The organism is Brachybacterium sp. NPDC056505, from assembly GCF_042794925.1.
Lineage (GTDB): Bacteria > Actinomycetota > Actinomycetes > Actinomycetales > Dermabacteraceae > Brachybacterium > Brachybacterium kimchii.
The window spans coordinates 35762-52912 of the sequence record NZ_JBHTSV010000017.1 but is presented as its reverse complement, the minus strand read 5'-3'; the positions used below and the strand labels follow the sequence as shown (position 1 = coordinate 52912).

General features: G+C 73.3%; 13 protein-coding genes. 1 reads left to right on the top strand and 12 read right to left on the bottom strand.

Going from position 1 to position 17151, the window contains the following annotated elements; all coding sequences use genetic code 11:
* Positions 1–113 precede the first annotated feature (113 nt).
* The 8 genes from ACFQ53_RS10485 to ACFQ53_RS10450 form a co-directional block, all read right to left on the bottom strand.
* Positions 114–2462 carry an HD domain-containing protein gene (locus ACFQ53_RS10485; RefSeq protein WP_377859167.1) on the bottom strand — a complete coding sequence of 783 codons (2349 nt, stop codon included), beginning with the start codon at positions 2460–2462 and terminating at the stop codon, positions 114–116.
* The gene (locus ACFQ53_RS10480) at positions 2452–2790 is read right to left on the bottom strand and encodes a P-II family nitrogen regulator (protein ID WP_377859164.1); all 339 of its coding nucleotides are present in this window, start codon (positions 2788–2790) and stop codon (positions 2452–2454) included. Before ACFQ53_RS10480 ends, ACFQ53_RS10485 begins: the two co-directional genes overlap by 11 nt.
* Positions 2787–4223 carry an ammonium transporter gene (gene amt / locus ACFQ53_RS10475; RefSeq protein ID WP_377859161.1) on the bottom strand — a complete coding sequence of 479 codons (1437 nt, stop codon included), beginning with the start codon at positions 4221–4223 and terminating at the stop codon, positions 2787–2789. The genes ACFQ53_RS10480 and amt overlap by 4 nt, the downstream gene beginning before the upstream one ends.
* A 178-nt stretch (positions 4224–4401) precedes the next feature.
* Positions 4402–5874 carry a signal recognition particle-docking protein FtsY gene (gene ftsY, locus ACFQ53_RS10470; RefSeq protein WP_377859158.1) on the bottom strand — a complete coding sequence of 491 codons (1473 nt, stop codon included), beginning with the start codon at positions 5872–5874 and terminating at the stop codon, positions 4402–4404.
* Between the two features lie 83 nt (positions 5875–5957).
* Positions 5958–6107 (bottom strand): hypothetical protein, encoded by a 150-nt coding sequence (locus ACFQ53_RS10465; RefSeq protein ID WP_193636296.1) that lies wholly within the window; start codon positions 6105–6107, stop codon positions 5958–5960.
* A gap of 153 nt (positions 6108–6260) precedes the next feature.
* Entirely contained in the window at positions 6261–6683 is a 423-nt protein-coding gene (gene ndk / locus ACFQ53_RS10460; protein WP_249480766.1) for a nucleoside-diphosphate kinase, read from the bottom strand.
* 78 nt (positions 6684–6761) lie between these two features.
* The gene (locus ACFQ53_RS10455) at positions 6762–7178 is read right to left on the bottom strand and encodes a DUF4233 domain-containing protein (RefSeq protein ID WP_377859208.1); all 417 of its coding nucleotides are present in this window, start codon (positions 7176–7178) and stop codon (positions 6762–6764) included.
* 2 nt (positions 7179–7180) lie between these two features.
* On the bottom strand, positions 7181–8554 hold the full coding sequence (locus ACFQ53_RS10450) for a bifunctional folylpolyglutamate synthase/dihydrofolate synthase (RefSeq protein ID WP_377859153.1): 1374 nt from the start codon (positions 8552–8554) through the stop codon (positions 7181–7183).
* Positions 8555–8896: 342 nt separating this feature from the next.
* Here ACFQ53_RS10450 and ACFQ53_RS10445 point away from each other — a divergent pair, with 342 nt between their 5' ends.
* The gene (locus tag ACFQ53_RS10445; RefSeq protein WP_377859150.1) at positions 8897–10555 is read left to right on the top strand and encodes a WXG100 family type VII secretion target; all 1659 of its coding nucleotides are present in this window, start codon (positions 8897–8899) and stop codon (positions 10553–10555) included.
* An 81-nt stretch (positions 10556–10636) separates the two neighbouring features.
* Here the strand turns inward: ACFQ53_RS10445 and ACFQ53_RS10440 are convergent, their stop codons facing one another.
* The 4 genes from ACFQ53_RS10440 to ileS form a co-directional block, all read right to left on the bottom strand.
* Positions 10637–11611 carry a DUF979 domain-containing protein gene (locus tag ACFQ53_RS10440; protein WP_377859147.1) on the bottom strand — a complete coding sequence of 325 codons (975 nt, stop codon included), beginning with the start codon at positions 11609–11611 and terminating at the stop codon, positions 10637–10639.
* Entirely contained in the window at positions 11608–12309 is a 702-nt protein-coding gene (locus ACFQ53_RS10435) for a DUF969 domain-containing protein (protein ID WP_249480771.1), read from the bottom strand. The genes ACFQ53_RS10440 and ACFQ53_RS10435 overlap by 4 nt, the downstream gene beginning before the upstream one ends.
* A gap of 11 nt (positions 12310–12320) precedes the next feature.
* A complete protein-coding gene (locus ACFQ53_RS10430; RefSeq protein ID WP_377859144.1) occupies positions 12321–13373 on the bottom strand; it encodes a DUF2891 family protein in 1053 nt (350 codons plus the stop codon).
* Between the two features lie 100 nt (positions 13374–13473).
* Complete coding sequence (gene ileS / locus ACFQ53_RS10425; RefSeq protein WP_377859141.1) at positions 13474–16770, bottom strand: isoleucine--tRNA ligase; 3297 nt, start codon at positions 16768–16770, stop codon at positions 13474–13476.
* Positions 16771–17151 lie beyond the last annotated feature (381 nt).

The window sequence follows — 17151 nt, the reverse complement described above, 5'->3', positions numbered from 1 at the left end:
TCGGACGGACCGCCCCAGTGTAGTCAGCCGCCCGGTGCGGGTCCTGGCCGGGAGGCCCCGGCGCGCCCCACCTCACCCTCGGACCCCTCGCGCGCGCAGCACACGCGCGTCGCTCAGGTCGCGGCGGCGTCCATGAGCGCGGCGATGACCCGGCCCACCATCGGCGCCTCGAGCGGACGCCCGCGCGCATCGGTGAGGTAGAGGACGTCGACGGCGCGCTGGCCGAGGGTCATCACGTGGGCGCTGCGCACGTGGAGGCGGTGCAGGGTGATCATCTCGGCGACGTCCGCGAGCAGGCTCGCGCGGTTGCGGGCGTTGACCTGCACCACGGTCGCCTCGCTCGAGGCGCCGGGCAGCAGGGTCACCACGGGGGCGTCCTCGGCGGTGCGCGGCGGGGCCCCGGGGTCGACGTCCAGGACGCGCGCCGCAGGGTCCTCCCGTCGCTGCAGCTCCCTCTCGAGAGCCGTGCGCAGCGCGGTCGGGTGCGGCTGGTCCGACGGCCGGCCCGTCACCCACCACGTGTTCACGGCGACGCCGTCGAGGGTGAGCACGACGGCGCTGCGCACGTCCATCCGGTGACGGGCGAGGACCCGGGCCTGGGCGGCGAAGACCCCGGGCCCGTCGGGTGCGCCCAGGCAGACCTGGGTGATGGGCTCCTCGTCGGTCGGGGCGGGATAGAGGACCTGGGCGGCACCGGTGCGCACGACGGCCTCGCGCACGGCCTCCTGGACGGCGCGCTGCGGCGCGAGCAGGTCGCGCGGGGCGCGGGGCGTGCCGGTGAGGGCGTCGCGGGCCTGCGCGGTGAGGTGGTCGACGAGCTGGGAGCGCCACGCGGACCAGGCGGCGGGGCCGGCCGCGCGGGCGTCGGCCTCGGTGAGGGCGCGCAGCAGGTCGAGGGTCGTGAGTTCGCGGCCGACGGCCTGGAGCAGGGCCTCGAGCGTGCTCGCGTCCGAGAGGTCGCGTCCGGTCGCGAGCTCGACCAGGGTGAGGTGCTCGCGCACGAGCAGCTCGACGAGGTCTGCATCCCTCGCGTCGAAGCCGAGGCGCAGGGCGGCGGCGCGGGCGAGCGGCGCCCCCTCGGCGGCGTGGTCCCGGCTGCCGGCCCGCTTGCCGAGGTCGTGCAGGAGGGCGGCGACCAGCAGGATGTCGGGCCGGTCGACGGCGCCCAGCATCGCCTGTGCCTCGCGGACGGTCTCGATCTGATGGCGGTCCACGGTGAAGCGGTGCACCGGGGAGCGCTGGGGGCGGTTGCGCACCCCGTCCCAGCCGGCGACCCAGCGGCCGAAGGCCCCGTGGACGTCGAGGGCCTCGTAGGCGGCGCCGATGTGCTCCCCGGCGAGCGCGTCCACGAGCACGTCGCGCTGCACGGAGCTCAGGGAGGCGCGCGCCGAGCCGGCGGCGAGACGGGTGAGGGTGGCATCGGAGAGCGGCATGCCGGTGGTGGCGGCGAGCCGCACCGCGGCCAGGTCGCGCAGGGGGTCGGTGACGCGCGGGTCGATCGAGATCTCGTCGGCCTGGACGATGACGCCGTGGGGGTGGCGGGTGAGGACGGGGCGGCGGTCGGCGCCCAGGCCCCGGGTGCCGCGCCCGCCGGGGGCCGCGGCGGCGCGCGCGGCGCGCACGGTGCGGTGCAGCTGCCAGGCGACCGCGCGGGAGGCGTCGGCGAGGGCGGCGAGGTGGTCGTCGGCGGTGTCGTGGCCGGTGAGGGCGGCGACGGCGTCCTGGTCCGCGCGGGCCAGGCGCGTGGTGCTGCGCCCGGTGACGGTCTGCAGGGCGTCGCGGGCGTCCAGCAGCACGCCGGAGGCCTCCTCGAGCACGCGGTGGTCGTGATCGGCGAGCCAGGACTCCGCGAAGGCGCGGATCACGACGGCGTCGCGCAGACCGCCGCGATCGGACTTGAGATTGGGCTCGGTGGAGTGGGCGAGCTGGCCGTAGCGGCCCTCCCGGTCCTCGGCGATGCGGATCATGTCCTCGGTGAAGCGCCGGGCGTCGCGGCGCCACTGCGCCCTCACCCGCGCCGCGGACTCGTCGACGAGCGCGACGTCGCCGACGACGGGGCGCAGGTCGAGCAGGGAGATCGCCGCGCGCAGGTCCTCGCGGGCCACCTCGGCGCACTCGGCGGGGCTGCGCACGGCGTGGTCGAGAGAGGTGCCCGAGTCCCAGATCGGGTACCACAGGCCCGCGGCCAGACGGGACGCCTCCTCCTCGTCGACCTGCTCGCGGTCCACGAGCAGGATCAGGTCGAGGTCGCTCATCGGCCCCAGGTCGAGGCGGCCCAGGGAGCCGATCGCGGCGAGGGCGGCGCCGGACGACGGCGGGCCGGCCGCCTCCCAGAGCTCGCCGAGCCACTCGTCCACCAGGACGGCGTGCTCGCGGCGCCGGGAGGGGCCGGCCTGCGGGTCCGCGAAGCCCGCGTGCAGGACGTGGGTGAGACGCCTGCCGGGCAGCGGCTCAGATGGCATCCGCGCCCCGCTCTCCCGTGCGCACGCGCACCACGTCGACCACGTCGGTGACCCAGACCTTGCCGTCCCCGATGCGTCCGCTGCGCGCGGCGCGCACGATGAGGTCCACGGCCTCGGCGACGCTCTCGTCGGGCAGGACGATCTCGATGCGGGACTTCGGGATCTGGTCGATGCGGTACTCGGCGCCGCGGTAGACCTCGGTGTGCCCGCCCTGGCGGCCGTAGCCCGCGACCCCGGTGACGGTCATCCCTGCGATCCCGTACTCGCGCAGGGCGTCGGCGACGTCGTTGAGCGCGTGCGGCTGGACGATGGCGGTGACGAGCTTCATCGGGGCTCTCCTGTGGTGGCGGGCTGGGCGGCGACGGGGCGGGGATCCGCGGAGGCGGGGTCCGCGGATGCGGGGTCGACGGGGCCGGGCTCGAGGGGCGCGGGCCGCCCGTGATCGTGCTGGACCGAGCCGGTCCCCGCGGCCGGGCCGACGTGACCCGGGGTCGCGTGGGGGCTGCGGCGGGAGGCAGGGCCGCCCACCAGGTCCCAGGCGGTCTCCGCGTGGCGGGTGACGTCGATGCCGGCGAGCTCCTCGTCCTCGGTGATCCTCCACCCCATGATGCCCCTCAGCACGAGGGCGATGATCGCCGTGACCACCGCGGAGAACACCATGGCGGCGATCGCGATGAGGATCTGGACGACGAGCTGGCGGATCCCGCCGCCGTAGAACAGGCCGGTGTCGGTGCCCAGCAGGCCGATGAGGACGGTGCCCACGAGGCCGCCGACGAGGTGGACGCCGACGACGTCGAGGGAGTCGTCGAAGCCCACGCGGTACTTGAGGCCGACGGCGAGGGCGCAGACGGCGCCCGCGACCGCGCCCAGTACGATCGCCCCGACGGGGCTCACGGCCGCGGCGGCCGGGGTGATCGCGACCAGTCCCGCGACGACGCCCGAGGCGGCGCCGAGGCTCGTGACCCTGCGGTCGCGGATCTTCTCGGTGATCATCCAGCCCAGCATGGCGGCGGCGGTCGCGACGGTCGTGTTGACCCAGGCCAGGCCCGCCGTGCCGTCGGCCGTCCCGGCGGAGCCGGCGTTGAAGCCGAACCAGCCGAACCACAGCAGCGCCGCGCCGAGCATCACCAGCGGCAGGCTGTGGGGCCTCATGGGGTCGCGGCCCCAGCCCAGGCGCTTGCCGACGATGAGGGCGAGGACGAGGCCCGCGGTGCCCGCGTTGATGTGGACCACGGTGCCGCCGGCGAAGTCGATGGGCTCGGCGATCGCGGCGAAGGGGCCGTTGGACGAGAGCAGCCCGCCGCCCCAGACCATGTGGGCCATGGGGGCGTAGCAGAGGATGATCCAGGCCGCGCTGAAGGCGATCCAGGTGCCGAAGCGGACGCGGTCGGCGATCGCCCCGGAGATGAGCGCGAGCGTGATGATCGCGAAGGTCATCTGGAAGCCGGCGGCGACCAGGAAGGGCACTCCGGAGCCCGCGAGCAGGGACTGGGCGTCCTCGCCGTGCAGGCCGAAGAACTGGAGGGGGTTGCCCAGGAGGCCGCCGATGTCGTCGCCGAAGGCGATCGAGTAGCCCAGGAGGGTCCACACGATGGCGCCGACCCCGAGGGCGGCGAAGGACATCAGCATCATGTTGAGCACGGTGCGCGCGCGCACCATGCCGCCGTAGAAGAACGCGAGGGCGGGCGTCATCAGAAGCACGAGCGACGCGCTCACCAGCAGCCACGCGGTGGCTCCGGTGTCGAGGGTGAAGGGCTCCATGTCCAGTCCTGGCTCGGAGGGGCCGGGGCGGGAGCCCGGCGCGACCCGGGAGGATCGTGGTCACATGGTGCGGTCGGTCGCCCTCCGGCCGCCTCCCCAGGGCCCGCCGTGATCTTTTCGTGACCTCGGGTCCGGGGCGTGGACGGCGATGGAGGCGCGGCGCGGGCGGGTGGCCGGCTCAGGCCTCCAGGAGGGCGTCGACGAAGCCGTGCGGGTCGAAGGGGGCGAGATCGTCCATGCCCTCCCCGAGACCGACCATCTTCACCGGGACGCCGAGCGCGCGCTGCACGTTGACGACGATGCCGCCCTTGGCGGTGCCGTCGAGCTTGGTCAGCACGATGCCGGTGACGTCGACGACCTCGGAGAAGACCTTCGCCTGCTGCATGCCGTTCTGGCCGGTGGTCGCGTCCAGCACGAGCAGCACCTCGGCGACGCTGTCGCCGTGCAGGGCCTTCTCGGCGACCCGGCGCACCTTGCCGAGCTCGTCCATGAGGCCCTTCTTGTTCTGCAGGCGTCCGGCGGTGTCGATGATGACGACGTCGGCCTCCTGCGCGATGCCCTGGGCGACGGCGTCGAAGGCGACGGAGGCGGGGTCGGCGCCGTCGCGGTCCGAGCGCACGGTGTCCACGCCCACGCGGGAGCCCCAGGTGGCGAGCTGGTCGGCTGCTGCGGCGCGGAAGGTGTCGGCCGCGCCGAGGACGACGCTGCGGTCCTCGGCGACGAGCACGCGGGCGAGCTTGCCGACGGTCGTGGTCTTGCCGGTGCCGTTGACGCCGACCATCAGGGCGACCGACGGGACCTCGGTGCCGTCGGGCGCCTCGCGGCGGGTCGCGGCGAGACGGCGGTCCAGGCTCGGGTCGACGAGGGCGAGGAGCTCGGCGCGCAGGGCCTCGCGGATCTGCGCGGGGTCGTCGGTGCTGATGACCTGGATCCGGCGGCGCAGGTTCTCCATGAGCTCGTCGGTCGCGTCGGGGCCGAGGTCGGCCAGCAGCAGCGTCTCCTCGATCTCCTCCCAGGTGCTCTCGTCGATGGTGCCGCTCGTGAGCAGTCCCAGCAGGCCGCGGCCGAGCGATCCGGAGCGTGCGAGCCGGTCGCGCAGGCGCTCCATGCGGCTGCCCGCGGGCTCGGGCGTCTCCAGCGGCGGCGCGGTCTCGGCGCTCTGGGCGTCCGCGGGCGCCTGGGCGTCGGTCTCCGGCAGCTCGGCGGGCGCCTCGGTGGTCCCGGTCGTCTCCGTGGTCCCGGGGGCATCGGTCGGGGCCGATGGCGAGGCGCTGGTCGACGCGGAGTCGGGCGTCGCGGTGCGGCCCGGCTCGGTGCCAGGGATGACGGGGTTCGAGGGGTGGGCGGCGCGCGCGGAGGCGCTGCCGGCCGTGGGCGTCGCGGGGGCGGACGGCGAGGAGGGCTTGGAGAGGGTGTCGCCCCAGGTCGGGGCCGCGGGCCGGTCCGCGCGGGGCTTCTGCGCGGTCGCGGTCGAGCCGCCGGAGCGATCGGCGCGGCCGGCGCCCTGGGAGTCCTGGCGGCCCTGGGCGTCCTGATCCCCGCCCTGGCCGCGGCGACGCCGGCTGCGCACCCATGCCCAGGCTCCGGCGCCGATGACGACGATGCCGCCGCCGGTGCCGGCGAGGGCGGCGAGGATGTCATTGGGGTCCACAGGTCACCTCCGGGTCGAACGGCGCCGGGCGGCGCAGGCCTCGCCCAGTGTAGGCGGGACGGAGGGAGGCGCGGACCGCGCGTTCAGGCGTCGCGGCGGGTGCGGGAGGAGCCGCGCAGCACGGTGCCGTCCTCGGCGCGCTCGACGGCGCGCGAGCTCAGCGCGGTCAGCACGAGGACGAGCGCCCCCACGAGGACGGCGAAGAGGAGGAAGACGATCATGACGATGCCCATGGGTTCATTCTCAGCGGGAGGGGCGTCCGCTTCCATCATCCGAGAGGACGACCGCGTGTCGCCTTGATCACAGAACAGACGTGCGACGGCCCCGCTCCCCGGCCCGGGAGGGCGGGAGCGGGGCCGTCGGCCGGTCGTCCGCGCGGAGCGGGCTCAGCCGAGCGCGGGGAACCAGATCCCGATCTCGCGGGTCGCGGACTCGACGGAGTCGGAGCCGTGCACGAGGTTCTGGATCACCGGGGCGTCCCACTCGCGGGCGAGGTCGCCGCGGATCGAGCCGGGTGCCGCCGCGGTCGGGTTGGTGGCGCCGGCGAGCGAGCGGAAGCCGGCGATGACGCCCTCGCCCTCGGCGACGACGGCGACGAGCGGGCCGGAGCCCATGTACTCCACCAGGGGGCCGTAGAAGGGCTTGCCCTCGTGCTCGGCGTAGTGGGCGGCGAGGGTGTCGGCATCGGCCACGCGCTGGTCGAGGGCGACGATGCCGTATCCCTTGGCCTCGAGGCGGCGGAGGATCTCGCCGCGCAGGCCGCGCTCGACGGCGTCGGGCTTGAGCAGGATCAGAGTGCGTTCGGTCATGCAGGGCACTGTATCTGTCGTGCCCGCACGGCGCCTCACCGCCCTCGACCCGCCCTCGGCACACCCTCGGCCGGGGGATCAGGTCCCCGAGGTGTCCGCCTGCTCGGGATGGGCGGCCCAGTAGCGGGCGTCGACCGCGTCCTTCTCCCGGTCCAGCGCATGCCCCTTGAGCACGCCGTACACGTAGAGCACGGCGAACAGGACGCCCACGATCCACATGGCGCTCACCCACAGCCCCAGCAGCAGGATCGGGATCTGCAGCACGGCGCCGAGCGCGTACGGCCAGGCGCGCTTCTTCAGCATGCCCGCGCAGGCGAGCAGGAGCACGGCGCTGATCAGGGAGATCGTCCACACGGGGACGCGGTCCTCGGGGTTCAGCTGGTGGGAGACGAGCGCCGCGAAGAAGACGATGAGCGCCTCGACGGTGAGCGTCGTGGAGCTGAACATGCGCTGCGCCCCGTGGGGGCGCTGGGACGGGGTGAGGCGCAGGGCCATGCTCACGCCTCCTCGGCGACGCCGAGGAGGTCGCGGACCTCGGCGGCGAGGGTCACGGAGCCCGCGGCGACCACGCCGCCGAACTGGTCGCCGGAGGCCTCCGCGAGGTCCACGGCCCGCTGGATCGCATCGGGCAGGGAGGCGGACTCGATGACGCGGTCCTCGTCCTCGAAGACGTCGCGGGCGACATCGGCGAGGCGGTCCGCGGGGATCGCGCGCGGCGAGGAGGACTGGGTGATGACCACGGAGTCCAGCAGCGGCTCGAGGGTCGCGAGCAGCTGCTCGGCATCCTTCTCCTGCAGGATCCCCACCAGGCCGATCGTGCGGGTGAAGCGGAAGTTCTCCCGGACGGTCGCGACCAGCGCCTCGGCGCCGGCGGGGTTGTGGGCGGCGTCCACGAGGACCGTCGGCGCCTGGCGCACCACCTCGGCGCGGCCCGGGGAGGTGACGGTCTGGAGGCCCTCGGCGAGCAGGTCGGCGCCGAGCACCTGCTCGCCACCGCCCAGCAGCGCCTCGCAGGCGGCGATCGCGAGCAGGGCGTTGTGGGCCTGGTGCTCTCCGAGCAGCGGCAGGAATACGTCCTCGTAGCGGCCGGCGATCCCCTGGAAGGTCACGAGCTGCCCGCCGACGCCGGGGGTGCGCGAGAGCACGCCGATCTGGTCGCCCTCGATCGCCGCCTCGGTGCCCAGCTCGAGCAGGCGCTCGCGGATCACGTCGAAGGCCCCGGGCTCGCTCTGCTCGGCGATCACGGCGAGCGCGCGGGAGGTGAGGATCCCGGCCTTCTCCCCCGCGATCTCCTCGATGGTCTCGCCCAGGTACTCCTGGTGGTCGAAGCCGATGGGCGCGATGACGGCGACGTCGGGATCGACGACGCCGGTCGCGTCCCAGGTGCCGCCCATGCCGGTCTCGACGACGGCGACGTCGACGGGCGCGGAGGCGAAGGCCTGGTAGGCCATCGCGGTGAGGCACTCGAAGTAGGTCAGGGGCGGGCCGCCGGCCGCACGTGACTCCTCGTCGACCATCAGCGCGAAGGGCTCGACGTCCCGGTACGCCTGGACGAAGGTCTCCTCGTCGACGCTCTCGCCGTCGATCGCGATCCGCTCGGCCGGGGAGTGCAGATGGGGGCTCGTGGTGCGGCCGGTGCGCAGACCGGCCGCGCGCAGGATCGCCTCGGCGATGCGTGCGGTCGTGGTCTTGCCGTTGGTGCCGGCGATGCGGATGGAGCGGTAGGAGTTCTGGGGGTCCCCCATCAGCTCCATGACCCGGCGGATGCGGCTCAGGTCCGGCTCGATGCGGTTCTCGGGCGCACGCTCGAGGAGCGCCGCGTAGACCTCGCGCAGCTGGGGGCCGAGCTCCGGACGGGACGGACGTGGCACTGCGGCTCCTCGGGACGGGGTGGGGCGGGGTGGGTCGACGGGGCGGCGGCTCGCGCCGGATCGGCCGACGGCCGCCCTCCAGTCTACGAGCGCGCCCCGGGGAACGCCCTCACGGGTCCTCCCCATCGTGCGCCCATCCACAACGGGCGACGGGCCGTGGTGGCGCCGGCGCCGTCTTCCTAGCGTGATCGACATGCGCCTCGAGGACCTACTCGCGGGGCGACCGGCGGGCGAGGAGGGGCACATGGCCGAGGAGCTGGCGGCACGACGGGCGATCCGGTGGGCAGCGGGCCCGGGGGTCGCAGGGGCCGCGGGGGTCGGACGATGACCGGCTTCTGCGGCATGGACACCGCACAGGTGCGCGTGCATGCCGAGCAGCTTCGCGGGGCCGCCGATCGGCTCGAGGCATGGCAGGTGCGTCTGGATGCAGCGGTCGCGCGCACCGCATGGAGCGGACCGGATGCGGAGGCCTTCCGCTCCCTGTGGGCACTGCTCTCCCTGGACGCCTTCCGGGCCGCCTCCGCGGCTCTCGCCTCACGTGGCGAGGAGGCCGCCGCACAGGCGGACGACCAGGACGCGGCCTCGAGCGCCCAGGGCGGCGGGGACGGCGCGGGCGGCGCGGAGCCGGGATCTGTGGGCGTCTGCGCGCCCGGCGCCTCGGGCCCCGTGTCGGGGATCCCGGACGCGCCGTCGTCCGACATGCGCCAGGGGTACCTGCGAGACGACAACCCGTTCATCGCCGACTGGCTGGAGCATCCCGGCGAGCAGCTCCTCTCCGGCACCGCCCACTCGGTCTCGGATGCGATCGGTCAGGGCTGGGGCTCGGGTCTCGAGTTCCTCGAGTGGGGGCTGGACCGCTCCGGGCGACGCAGCGACGCCATCGGCCAGCTGCGCCGGGACGGCGACCGGTTCGGGGGGATCCTCGAGGACTGGGCCGCAGGCGAGCGGGCCCCCACGTACGCGGAGCTCGGGGCCTCCGGGATCGTGACGCTGGGCTCCGCCGGTGCCGTGACCTTCGAGGCGAGCCCCGACCACGACCAGGACACCGCGTTCCTGGACGACCGTCCCGGCGGCATCGTCTCCGATGTGCGGGTCGACGACGCGCCGTCGGCCAGCCCACAGGATCTGGGCGACCTCCTCATCGACAACGACTCCCTGAGGATGAAGGGCCGCGGCGCGGACTCCTCCGGCGCGCTCGCGACCGGACGGATCGGGGTGCAGGAGGTGCGCGGCGCGTCCGGCGGCGATCCCGTGTACATCGTGCAGGTGCCGCCCACCGAGGGCCCCGACGTCCTGGACCTCTCCGGCGCCTACGGGCAGACGGGCAACTCCCGGGACTGGGGCTCGAACCTGCGGCTCGTCGCGGGCCAGGACCCCGCCGCGATGGACGACGTGCGCGCCGCGATGACGGCCGCCGACGTCCCCGCCGGGGCCGACGTCATGCTCGTCGGCCATTCGCAGGGCGGGATCATCACCTCGCACCTCGCGGCGGACCCGAGCTTCAACAGCGCGTGCGGCGAGGAAGGCACCTACAACGTGACCCACAGCTTCTCGGCAGGCTCCCCGGTGCAGACGGTGATCCCGTCCCAGGACTCGACCCAGGTCGTGAACGTGGCGCACGGCCCCGTCGGCCTGGACCCCCACCTCTCCCCCGGCACGTCCCACCGCCCGGACCTCGAGTACACCGGCGATCCGATCGCGGAGCTGGACCTGCAGGGCGCCCAGATGGGAGGCGGCACCCTGAGCGCGCCGAACGTGCACGAGGTGATGCTGCCCGGGAGCACGCAGCATGCGAGCGACGGTGTCCGCGGGATCGGGGTGAACCACGACTCCTTCGAGAGCGGTTCCCCGGATGCCTTCTACTACGGATCGATCCAGGAGCACACCGCCTCCGACCCCGTCCTGTCCGCGCTCCAGGGCGATCTCGACGGCCGGTACATCGGCGAGGGCACGTACGTCTCCCGTTCGACCGTGGTCGACGTCGGGCGCGGCGAGCCGTGACGGCGTCCGGTCGGGTCGTCCCGGATCAGGGCCGACCGTCGCGGCGCCGCCGCCCTCCCCGCGGGCCCCGCAGGCCGATGCTCAGTGCGAGAAGGCGAAGCCCCACATGAACACGGTGATGAGCACGAGCATGATCAGCGCCGTCGGGATCTGCACGGCGATCGCGCCGTACTTGTTCTTCATCTCCAGCAGGGCGGCCGGCACGATGTTGAAGTTCGCGGCCATCGGCGTGCACAGGGTTCCGCAGAAGCCGGCGAGCATCCCGAGGGCGAACACCGCGGGGGCGTTGCCGTGGAAGTTCTCCACGAGGATGGGCCAGCCCACGGCCGCGGTCATGATCGGGAAGGCCGCGAAGGCGTTGCCCATGATCACGGTGAACACGGCCATGCCGACGCAGTAGGCGATCACGCCCCAGACCAGGACGTCCTCGGGGACGATGAACCCGAAGATGTCGCCGACGGCGGTGCCGACGCCGGCCTCGGTGAACAGGGTTCCGAGGGTCGAGAGCATCTGCGGGAGCAGCGCCGCCCAGCCGATGGCCTCGAGCAGTCGCGTGCTCTCGGTGAAGGGGACCGACAGCCGCGGCGGCCGCAGGATGATGCACGCGACGACGAGGGCGACCAGCGCGCCCACGCCGAGGCCCGTGAGCGTGGCCGACCCCTCCGCGAGCAGCGGCTCGCCGCCCACGCTGAGTCGAGGGCCGAGCAGCGCCACGATCACGGTGACGACCGGCACGAGCAGCGCGGGGATGAACAGTCGTCCGCGCAGCCGGGCCGCGAACCCCTCCCTCTCCTCCTCGGAGGTGGTGTGCTCGGTGCCCCTGCCGAGACCGCCGAAGCCGGCGATCGCCACCATCGCGAGCACCGCGAGCCCCAGCACCCAGGCGGGCGCGGATCCCGCGGCGACGAACGTGGAGTAGAAGAACGAGAGACCCAGCAGCCCCCAGAACGCCGCGGAGCCGAGCCTGCGCGAGTGGTCCTCGTGCGTGGCGACGAGCACGGCGACGGTGAGGAAGAAGGCGCCGATCAGCCAGTAGAGCCATTCGTTGGAGATCACTTCGCGCCTCCCTGCGGGACGGGGACGGCGCCGGCGAGCCGGTCGAGCCTGCGGTCGAGCCGCAGCAGCCGCGTGCCGTGCACCAGGTAGGCCATCACGGCCACGGGCACGGCCCACAGCGCCAGCTGGATGGGCTCGAGCGTGAGCCCGTAGGTGGTGTCCACGAAGGAGGTGATGAGGAGGATCGACCCGATCGCCACGAAGGCGTCCTCCCCGAAGAAGACGCCGACGGTGTCGGCCGAGGCCGAGTACCCCTTGATGGTCTCGGTGGCCTTCTCGTTCGGCGCGGATCCTCGACGCCGCTCCTCGGCGGCCTCCGCCATCGGAAAGACCAGCGGCCGCACGGTCTGGGCGGGACCGGCGACGGACTGCAGGCCGATCGCGGCGGTCGCCTGGCGGATCAGCATGTACAGGGCGAGGAGCCGTCCGGCGGTGAGACCGCTCAGCCTGCGGATGAGGTTGCCGGCCGCGGCCTGCAGGCCGTAGCGCTCGATCAGGCCGATCACCGGCAGCACGAGCACGAAGGTGGTGATGGAGCGGGACCCGGCGAACCCGGTCCCGAAGGTGTTGAGGATCTCGAGCGGCGTGAGGCCGCCGATCAGGGCGGTGACGATGCCGGAGGCGGTCACCACCAGGAGGGGGTTGATGCGCAGGGCGAAGCCGATGATCACCAGCGCGACCCCGATGAGGACGAACATGGGCGCTTCCTTCAGTGGGTGCGGGATGCGAGGGAGAGGTGCGCCTCCCAGGCGAACGTGGCCAGCCAGTGGGAGGCCAAGTACTCCTCGGAGACGGCGGAGCGCAGACCGGGCTCCATCAGGGGCGGGGCCGCCTCGCGCAGGGCTGCGGCGAGTTCCCGGCAGTCCTCGGGTCCGATCCGCTCGAGCGCGTCGGCGATGCGCATCCCGCTCGCCGCGGCGGTGAGGCCGAGCCCGTCGAGGTGCGACTGGTACCCGTCGCTCGGATCGATCACGGGGACGGGGCGCAGCACGTCGGAACCCGGATGCAGGCGGGAGAGGAAGCGCGGAAGCCAGGCGGCGAGCTCGTCCTCGTCGAGCACCTCGATCATGAGGTCCGCCTCGCTGAGCCCGGCGGAGAGGAAGTCCTGTCCGCTGCGCTCCTGGTCGAAGGCCCAGCCCGCATCGTCGAGGAAGAAGCGTCGCGCGGCCTGCTCGATCTCGCCGCTCGCCTCGTCGGCGGAGGTCGCGCGGGCCGCGCGCAGCAGGCGGCGCAGGCCGAACGCGGTGTTGGTGTGCAGTCCGTGCCGCACCGGCAGCGGGGTCCGCGGGAGCCAGCTGCGCACGAGGGCGAGCACATCGTCCAGCAGCGGGGCGGCGGCGCCGGCGAGCGAGCGCAGCGCCGGTGTGCGGGCCTCCCCCAGCGCCACGACGAGCTGCGCCGCCCACGCCCATCCATAGGGTCTCTCCCAGGTGGGGTTCTCGCGCAGGTAGGCGGCTTCGACCGCGAGCTTCTGCGGGGCGAGGTGGTCCGCGAGGAGTTCCAGCGCTCGCTCTCGCCAGGAGGCGTCGGCCGTGGCCTCGACGAGCGATGCCAGCAGCCAGTGCATGTGGACGCTCGAGTGCCAGTCGAAGGAGGAGGCGAAGGCGGGGTGCATCAGGGCGGGCTGGTGCAGATCGTCGGCGGAGGTCTGCACGTGGTGGGCGGCGAACGGGAACTGTCGCGAGAGGTTCTCCAGGGCCACCCCGGCCAGGGCGTCGATCGGCGCGTCGGCGGGGACTCCGCTGTGCGCGATGGTGGTCATCCGGGGCTCCTTCCGCGGCGGCGCCCAGCGCGCGGACCGCCCCGACAGTCTGGGACCCGGCGCCGCCCGTATCGAGCCGACGCGCCGGGTCCCCGCCGCCTCACGCCTTGGCGACCGACACCTTCACCGTGCCGCCAGAGACCTTCTCGCTCGCCTCGTGCGCCCCGGGAGCGGGCTCGGCCGGCACCTCGAGCGCGGTCGCGAGGACCTCGCCGGCCACCAGATCGCGGTGGGCGGCGACGGCGTCGACGACGGCCTGGTCGCCCGAGACCGTGAGGGTGATGCGGTCGGAGACGTCGAGCCCCGCGTCGCGCCGGGCCGACTGGATCGCGCGCACCACGTCGCGGGCGGTGCCCTCGGCCTCGAGCTCGGGCGTCACCAGGGTGTCGAGCACCAGGAAGTCGCCGCCGCGCAGCACGCCGATCGCCCGGCCCTCGGCCGCCGACTCGGAGCCGGCGACGAGGTCCAGCGAGTACTCGCCGTCGGCCAGGGCGATCCCGCCGGAGGTGACCGTGCCGTCCTCGGCAACGGACCAGTCGCCCGCCTTCGAGCCCTTGATGACGGCCTGGACCTGCTTGCCCAGGCGCGGTCCGGCGGCACGCGCGTTCACGCTGAGGCGCTGCTCGACGCCCATCGACCGCGACTCCTCGCTCGCCACGTCCACGAGCCGCACGTCCTTGACGTTGAGCTCGTCGGCGATGATCTCCCCGAAGGGCGCGAGGGAGGCCGGGTCGTGGTGGACCACGGTGAGCTGGGCGAGCGGCAGGCGCGCCCGCAGCCCCTCCTTCTTGCGCAGCGAGTTGCCGACGCTCGCCACGTGCCGCACGTCGTCCATCTGCGCCACCAGGTCCGGATCGGCCGGGAACAGCTCCGGATCCGGCCAGTCGGTGAGGTGCACCGAGCGGCCGCCGGTGAGCTGCTTCCAGATCTCCTCGGAGACCATCGGCAGCAGCGGCGCGGCCACGCGGCACAGCGTCTCCAGGCACGTGGATAGCACGTCGATCGCCTGCTCGTCGCCCTCCCAGAAGCGGTCGCGGGAGCGGCGCACGTACCAGTTGGTGAGCATGTCCAGGTAGTCCTGGACCTTCTCGGCGGCATCGGCGATCGCGAGGGCCTCGAAGGACTCGCGCACGCCCCGTGCGAGCACGCTCGTGCGGGCCAGCAGGTACCGGTCCATGACGTCGGCGGACTCGTACCGCGTCCGCCCCTGGTAGCCCTGGGGCCGGCCGTCCGCGTCCTTCGGGCCGGCCGCGTTGGCGTACAGCCCCAGGAAGTACCAGACGTTCCACAGCGGCAGCACCACGTGGCGGGTGGCGTCGCGGATCTTCGCCTCGTCGACGATGAGGTTGCCCCCGCGCAGGATCGGCGAGCTCATGAGGAACCAGCGCATCGCGTCCGCGCCGTAGGTCGCGTACATGTCGCGCACGTCGGGGTAGTTGCGCAGGGACTTGCTCATCTTCTGCCCGTCCTCGCCCAGCACGATGCCGTGGCAGATGACGGAGGTGAACGCGGGCCGGTCGAAGAGCGCCGTGGCCAGCACGTGCATCATGTAGAACCAGCCGCGGGTCTGGCCGATGTACTCCACGATGAAGTCCGCGGGGTTGTGGCTCTCGAACCACTCGGCGTTCTCGAAGGGGTAGTGCACCTGCGCGAACGGCATCGAGCCGGAGTCGAACCAGACGTCGAAGACGTCGGTGATGCGGCGCATCGTCGACTTCCCGCTCGGATCGTCGGGGTTCGGCCGGGTGAGCTCGTCGATGTACGGCCGGTGCAGGTTGACCTCGCCGAACTCGTCGCGCGGGACGGTCCCGAAGGCCTCCTCGAGCTCCGCGAGCGAGCCGTACACCTCGATGCGCGGGTGGTTCGGGTCGTCGCTCTTCCACACCGGGATCGGCGAGCCGAAGTAGCGGTTGCGGGAGATCGCCCAGTCGCGCGCGCCCTCGAGCCACTTGCCGAACTGGCCGTGCTTGACGTTGCCGGGCACCCAGTCGATCTGCTCGTTGAGCTCGAGCATCCGCTCGCGCTGATCGGCGACCTTCACGTACCAGGAGCTCACGGCCTTGTAGATGAGCGGCTTCCGGCAGCGCCAGCAGTGCGGGTAGGAGTGCACGTGGCTCTTCTCCCTCATCAGCCGGTGCTCGCGCTGCAGGTTGCGGATGATCGGCCGGTTCGCGTCGAACACCTGCAGCCCGGCGATCTCGTCGAGCGCGGTGCCGCGGAAGTAGTCGAGGAACTGCGCGCCGTCGTCGACGGAGACGATCACGGGGATCCCGTACTCGGCGTTGACCTGCTGGTCGATCTCGCCGTAGGCGGTGGCCTGGTGGACCACGCCGGTGCCGTCGTCGGTCGAGACGTAGTCGGCGACCGTCACGATCCACGCGTTCTGCGTGCCCCAGCGCTCGCGGTCCTCCGAGTAGACGGTCCACAGCGGCTCGTAGGCCATGTGCTCGAGCTCGGCGCCGCGGTAGGTGCGCGCCTCGACCGCGGCGACGGCGTCCTCGGCGCTCGCGTACCCGAGCTCCTTCGCGTACTCGCCGACCAGGGCCGCGGCCAGCAGGTACCGGTCGGCGCCGGAGGCTCCGCCGTCGGCCGCACCCTCGGGCCCGGCGGGCACCACCGCGTACTCGACCTCCGGCCCGACGGCCAGCGAGAAGTTCGTGGGCAGCGTCCACGGGGTCGTCGTCCAGGCGAGAGCCTTGACGCCCGCGAGGCCCAGCTCGTCGGCCTTCTCCCCCTCGAAGGGGAAGGTGACGGTGACGGTCGGGTCCTGGCGGTCCTGGTAGACGTCGTCGTCCATGCGCAGCTCGTGGGAGCTCAGCGGCGTCTGATCGTTCCAGCAGTAGGGAAGCACGTAGTAGCCCTCGTAGGCGCGGCCCTTGTCCCACAGGGTCTTGAAGGCCCATAGCACGGACTCCATGAAGGAGACGTCGAGGGTCTTGTAGCCGTTCTCGAAGTCGACCCAGCGCGCCTGCCGGGTCACGTACTCCTCCCACTCCTTGGTGTACTTCAGCACCGAGGAGCGAGCGGCGGAGTTGAACGCCTGGACGCCCATCTCCTCGATCTCGGACTTCTCCGTCATGCCCAGCTCGCGCATGGCCTCGAGCTCGGCGGGCAGGCCGTGGGTGTCCCAGCCGAATCGCCGGTCCACCTTGTACCCGTCCATCGTGCGGAAGCGCGGGACCACGTCCTTGACGAAGCCCGTGAGCAGGTGCCCGTAGTGCGGGAGCCCGTTGGCGAAGGGCGGGCCGTCGTAGAACACGTACTCGGGGGCGCCCTCGCGCTGCGCGATCGAGGCGCGGAAGGTGTCGTCCCTGTCCCAGAACCGCAGGATGCGGCTCTCGAGATCGGGAAGGTTCGGCGAGGGGACGAGCGGGTCTCCGGAGACCGGATAGACCATGAGGACCTCCGAGCGGGGCGTAGGCGGACGGCGACTGTGCTGTCCGAGGACGCCGCTCCCCTCCCCTGCCGGCCTGCGGCGGGGCGGTGCGCGTGCGCGGTACCACCTCGGTTGACGCCCCGGAAGGCGTCCCCTCGTTCCTCAGCTGTGACGGGCTGGTCCCGGCGGGTTCTACTGGGCCGACGGCCCGCTCGCGCTGCGCGCTCGGGCCCTGACCGTTCTTCCCGCGGCTCACCGGTGATGGCCGGGTCGATGCCGATGGGCGTCAGTCTACGTCGGGGCCGACGGACGGGTCACCGGGGTTCGCGGTGGAATCGGTCTCGTCGTGGAGTGGGGGGGCGGGTGGGTGGTGGGAGGTATGGGGCCGACGGGTGGGCGTGC

Excerpts from the sequence above, each read along its gene's own strand:
- ACFQ53_RS10485 (WP_377859167.1), bottom strand. The coding sequence starts at position 2,462 with ATGCCATCTGAGCCGCTGCCCGGCAGGCGTCTCACCCACGTCCTGCAC.
- ACFQ53_RS10480 (WP_377859164.1), bottom strand. The coding sequence starts at position 2,790 with ATGAAGCTCGTCACCGCCATCGTCCAGCCGCACGCGCTCAACGACGTC.
- amt (WP_377859161.1), bottom strand. The coding sequence starts at position 4,223 with ATGGAGCCCTTCACCCTCGACACCGGAGCCACCGCGTGGCTGCTGGTG.
- ACFQ53_RS10465 (WP_193636296.1), bottom strand. The coding sequence starts at position 6,107 with ATGGGCATCGTCATGATCGTCTTCCTCCTCTTCGCCGTCCTCGTGGGG.
- ndk (WP_249480766.1), bottom strand. The coding sequence starts at position 6,683 with ATGACCGAACGCACTCTGATCCTGCTCAAGCCCGACGCCGTCGAGCGC.
- ACFQ53_RS10455 (WP_377859208.1), bottom strand. The coding sequence starts at position 7,178 with ATGGCCCTGCGCCTCACCCCGTCCCAGCGCCCCCACGGGGCGCAGCGC.
- ACFQ53_RS10445 (WP_377859150.1), top strand. The coding sequence starts at position 8,897 with ATGGACACCGCACAGGTGCGCGTGCATGCCGAGCAGCTTCGCGGGGCC.
- ACFQ53_RS10435 (WP_249480771.1), bottom strand. The coding sequence starts at position 12,309 with ATGTTCGTCCTCATCGGGGTCGCGCTGGTGATCATCGGCTTCGCCCTG.
- ACFQ53_RS10430 (WP_377859144.1), bottom strand. The coding sequence starts at position 13,373 with ATGACCACCATCGCGCACAGCGGAGTCCCCGCCGACGCGCCGATCGAC.
- ileS (WP_377859141.1), bottom strand. The coding sequence starts at position 16,770 with ATGGTCTATCCGGTCTCCGGAGACCCGCTCGTCCCCTCGCCGAACCTT.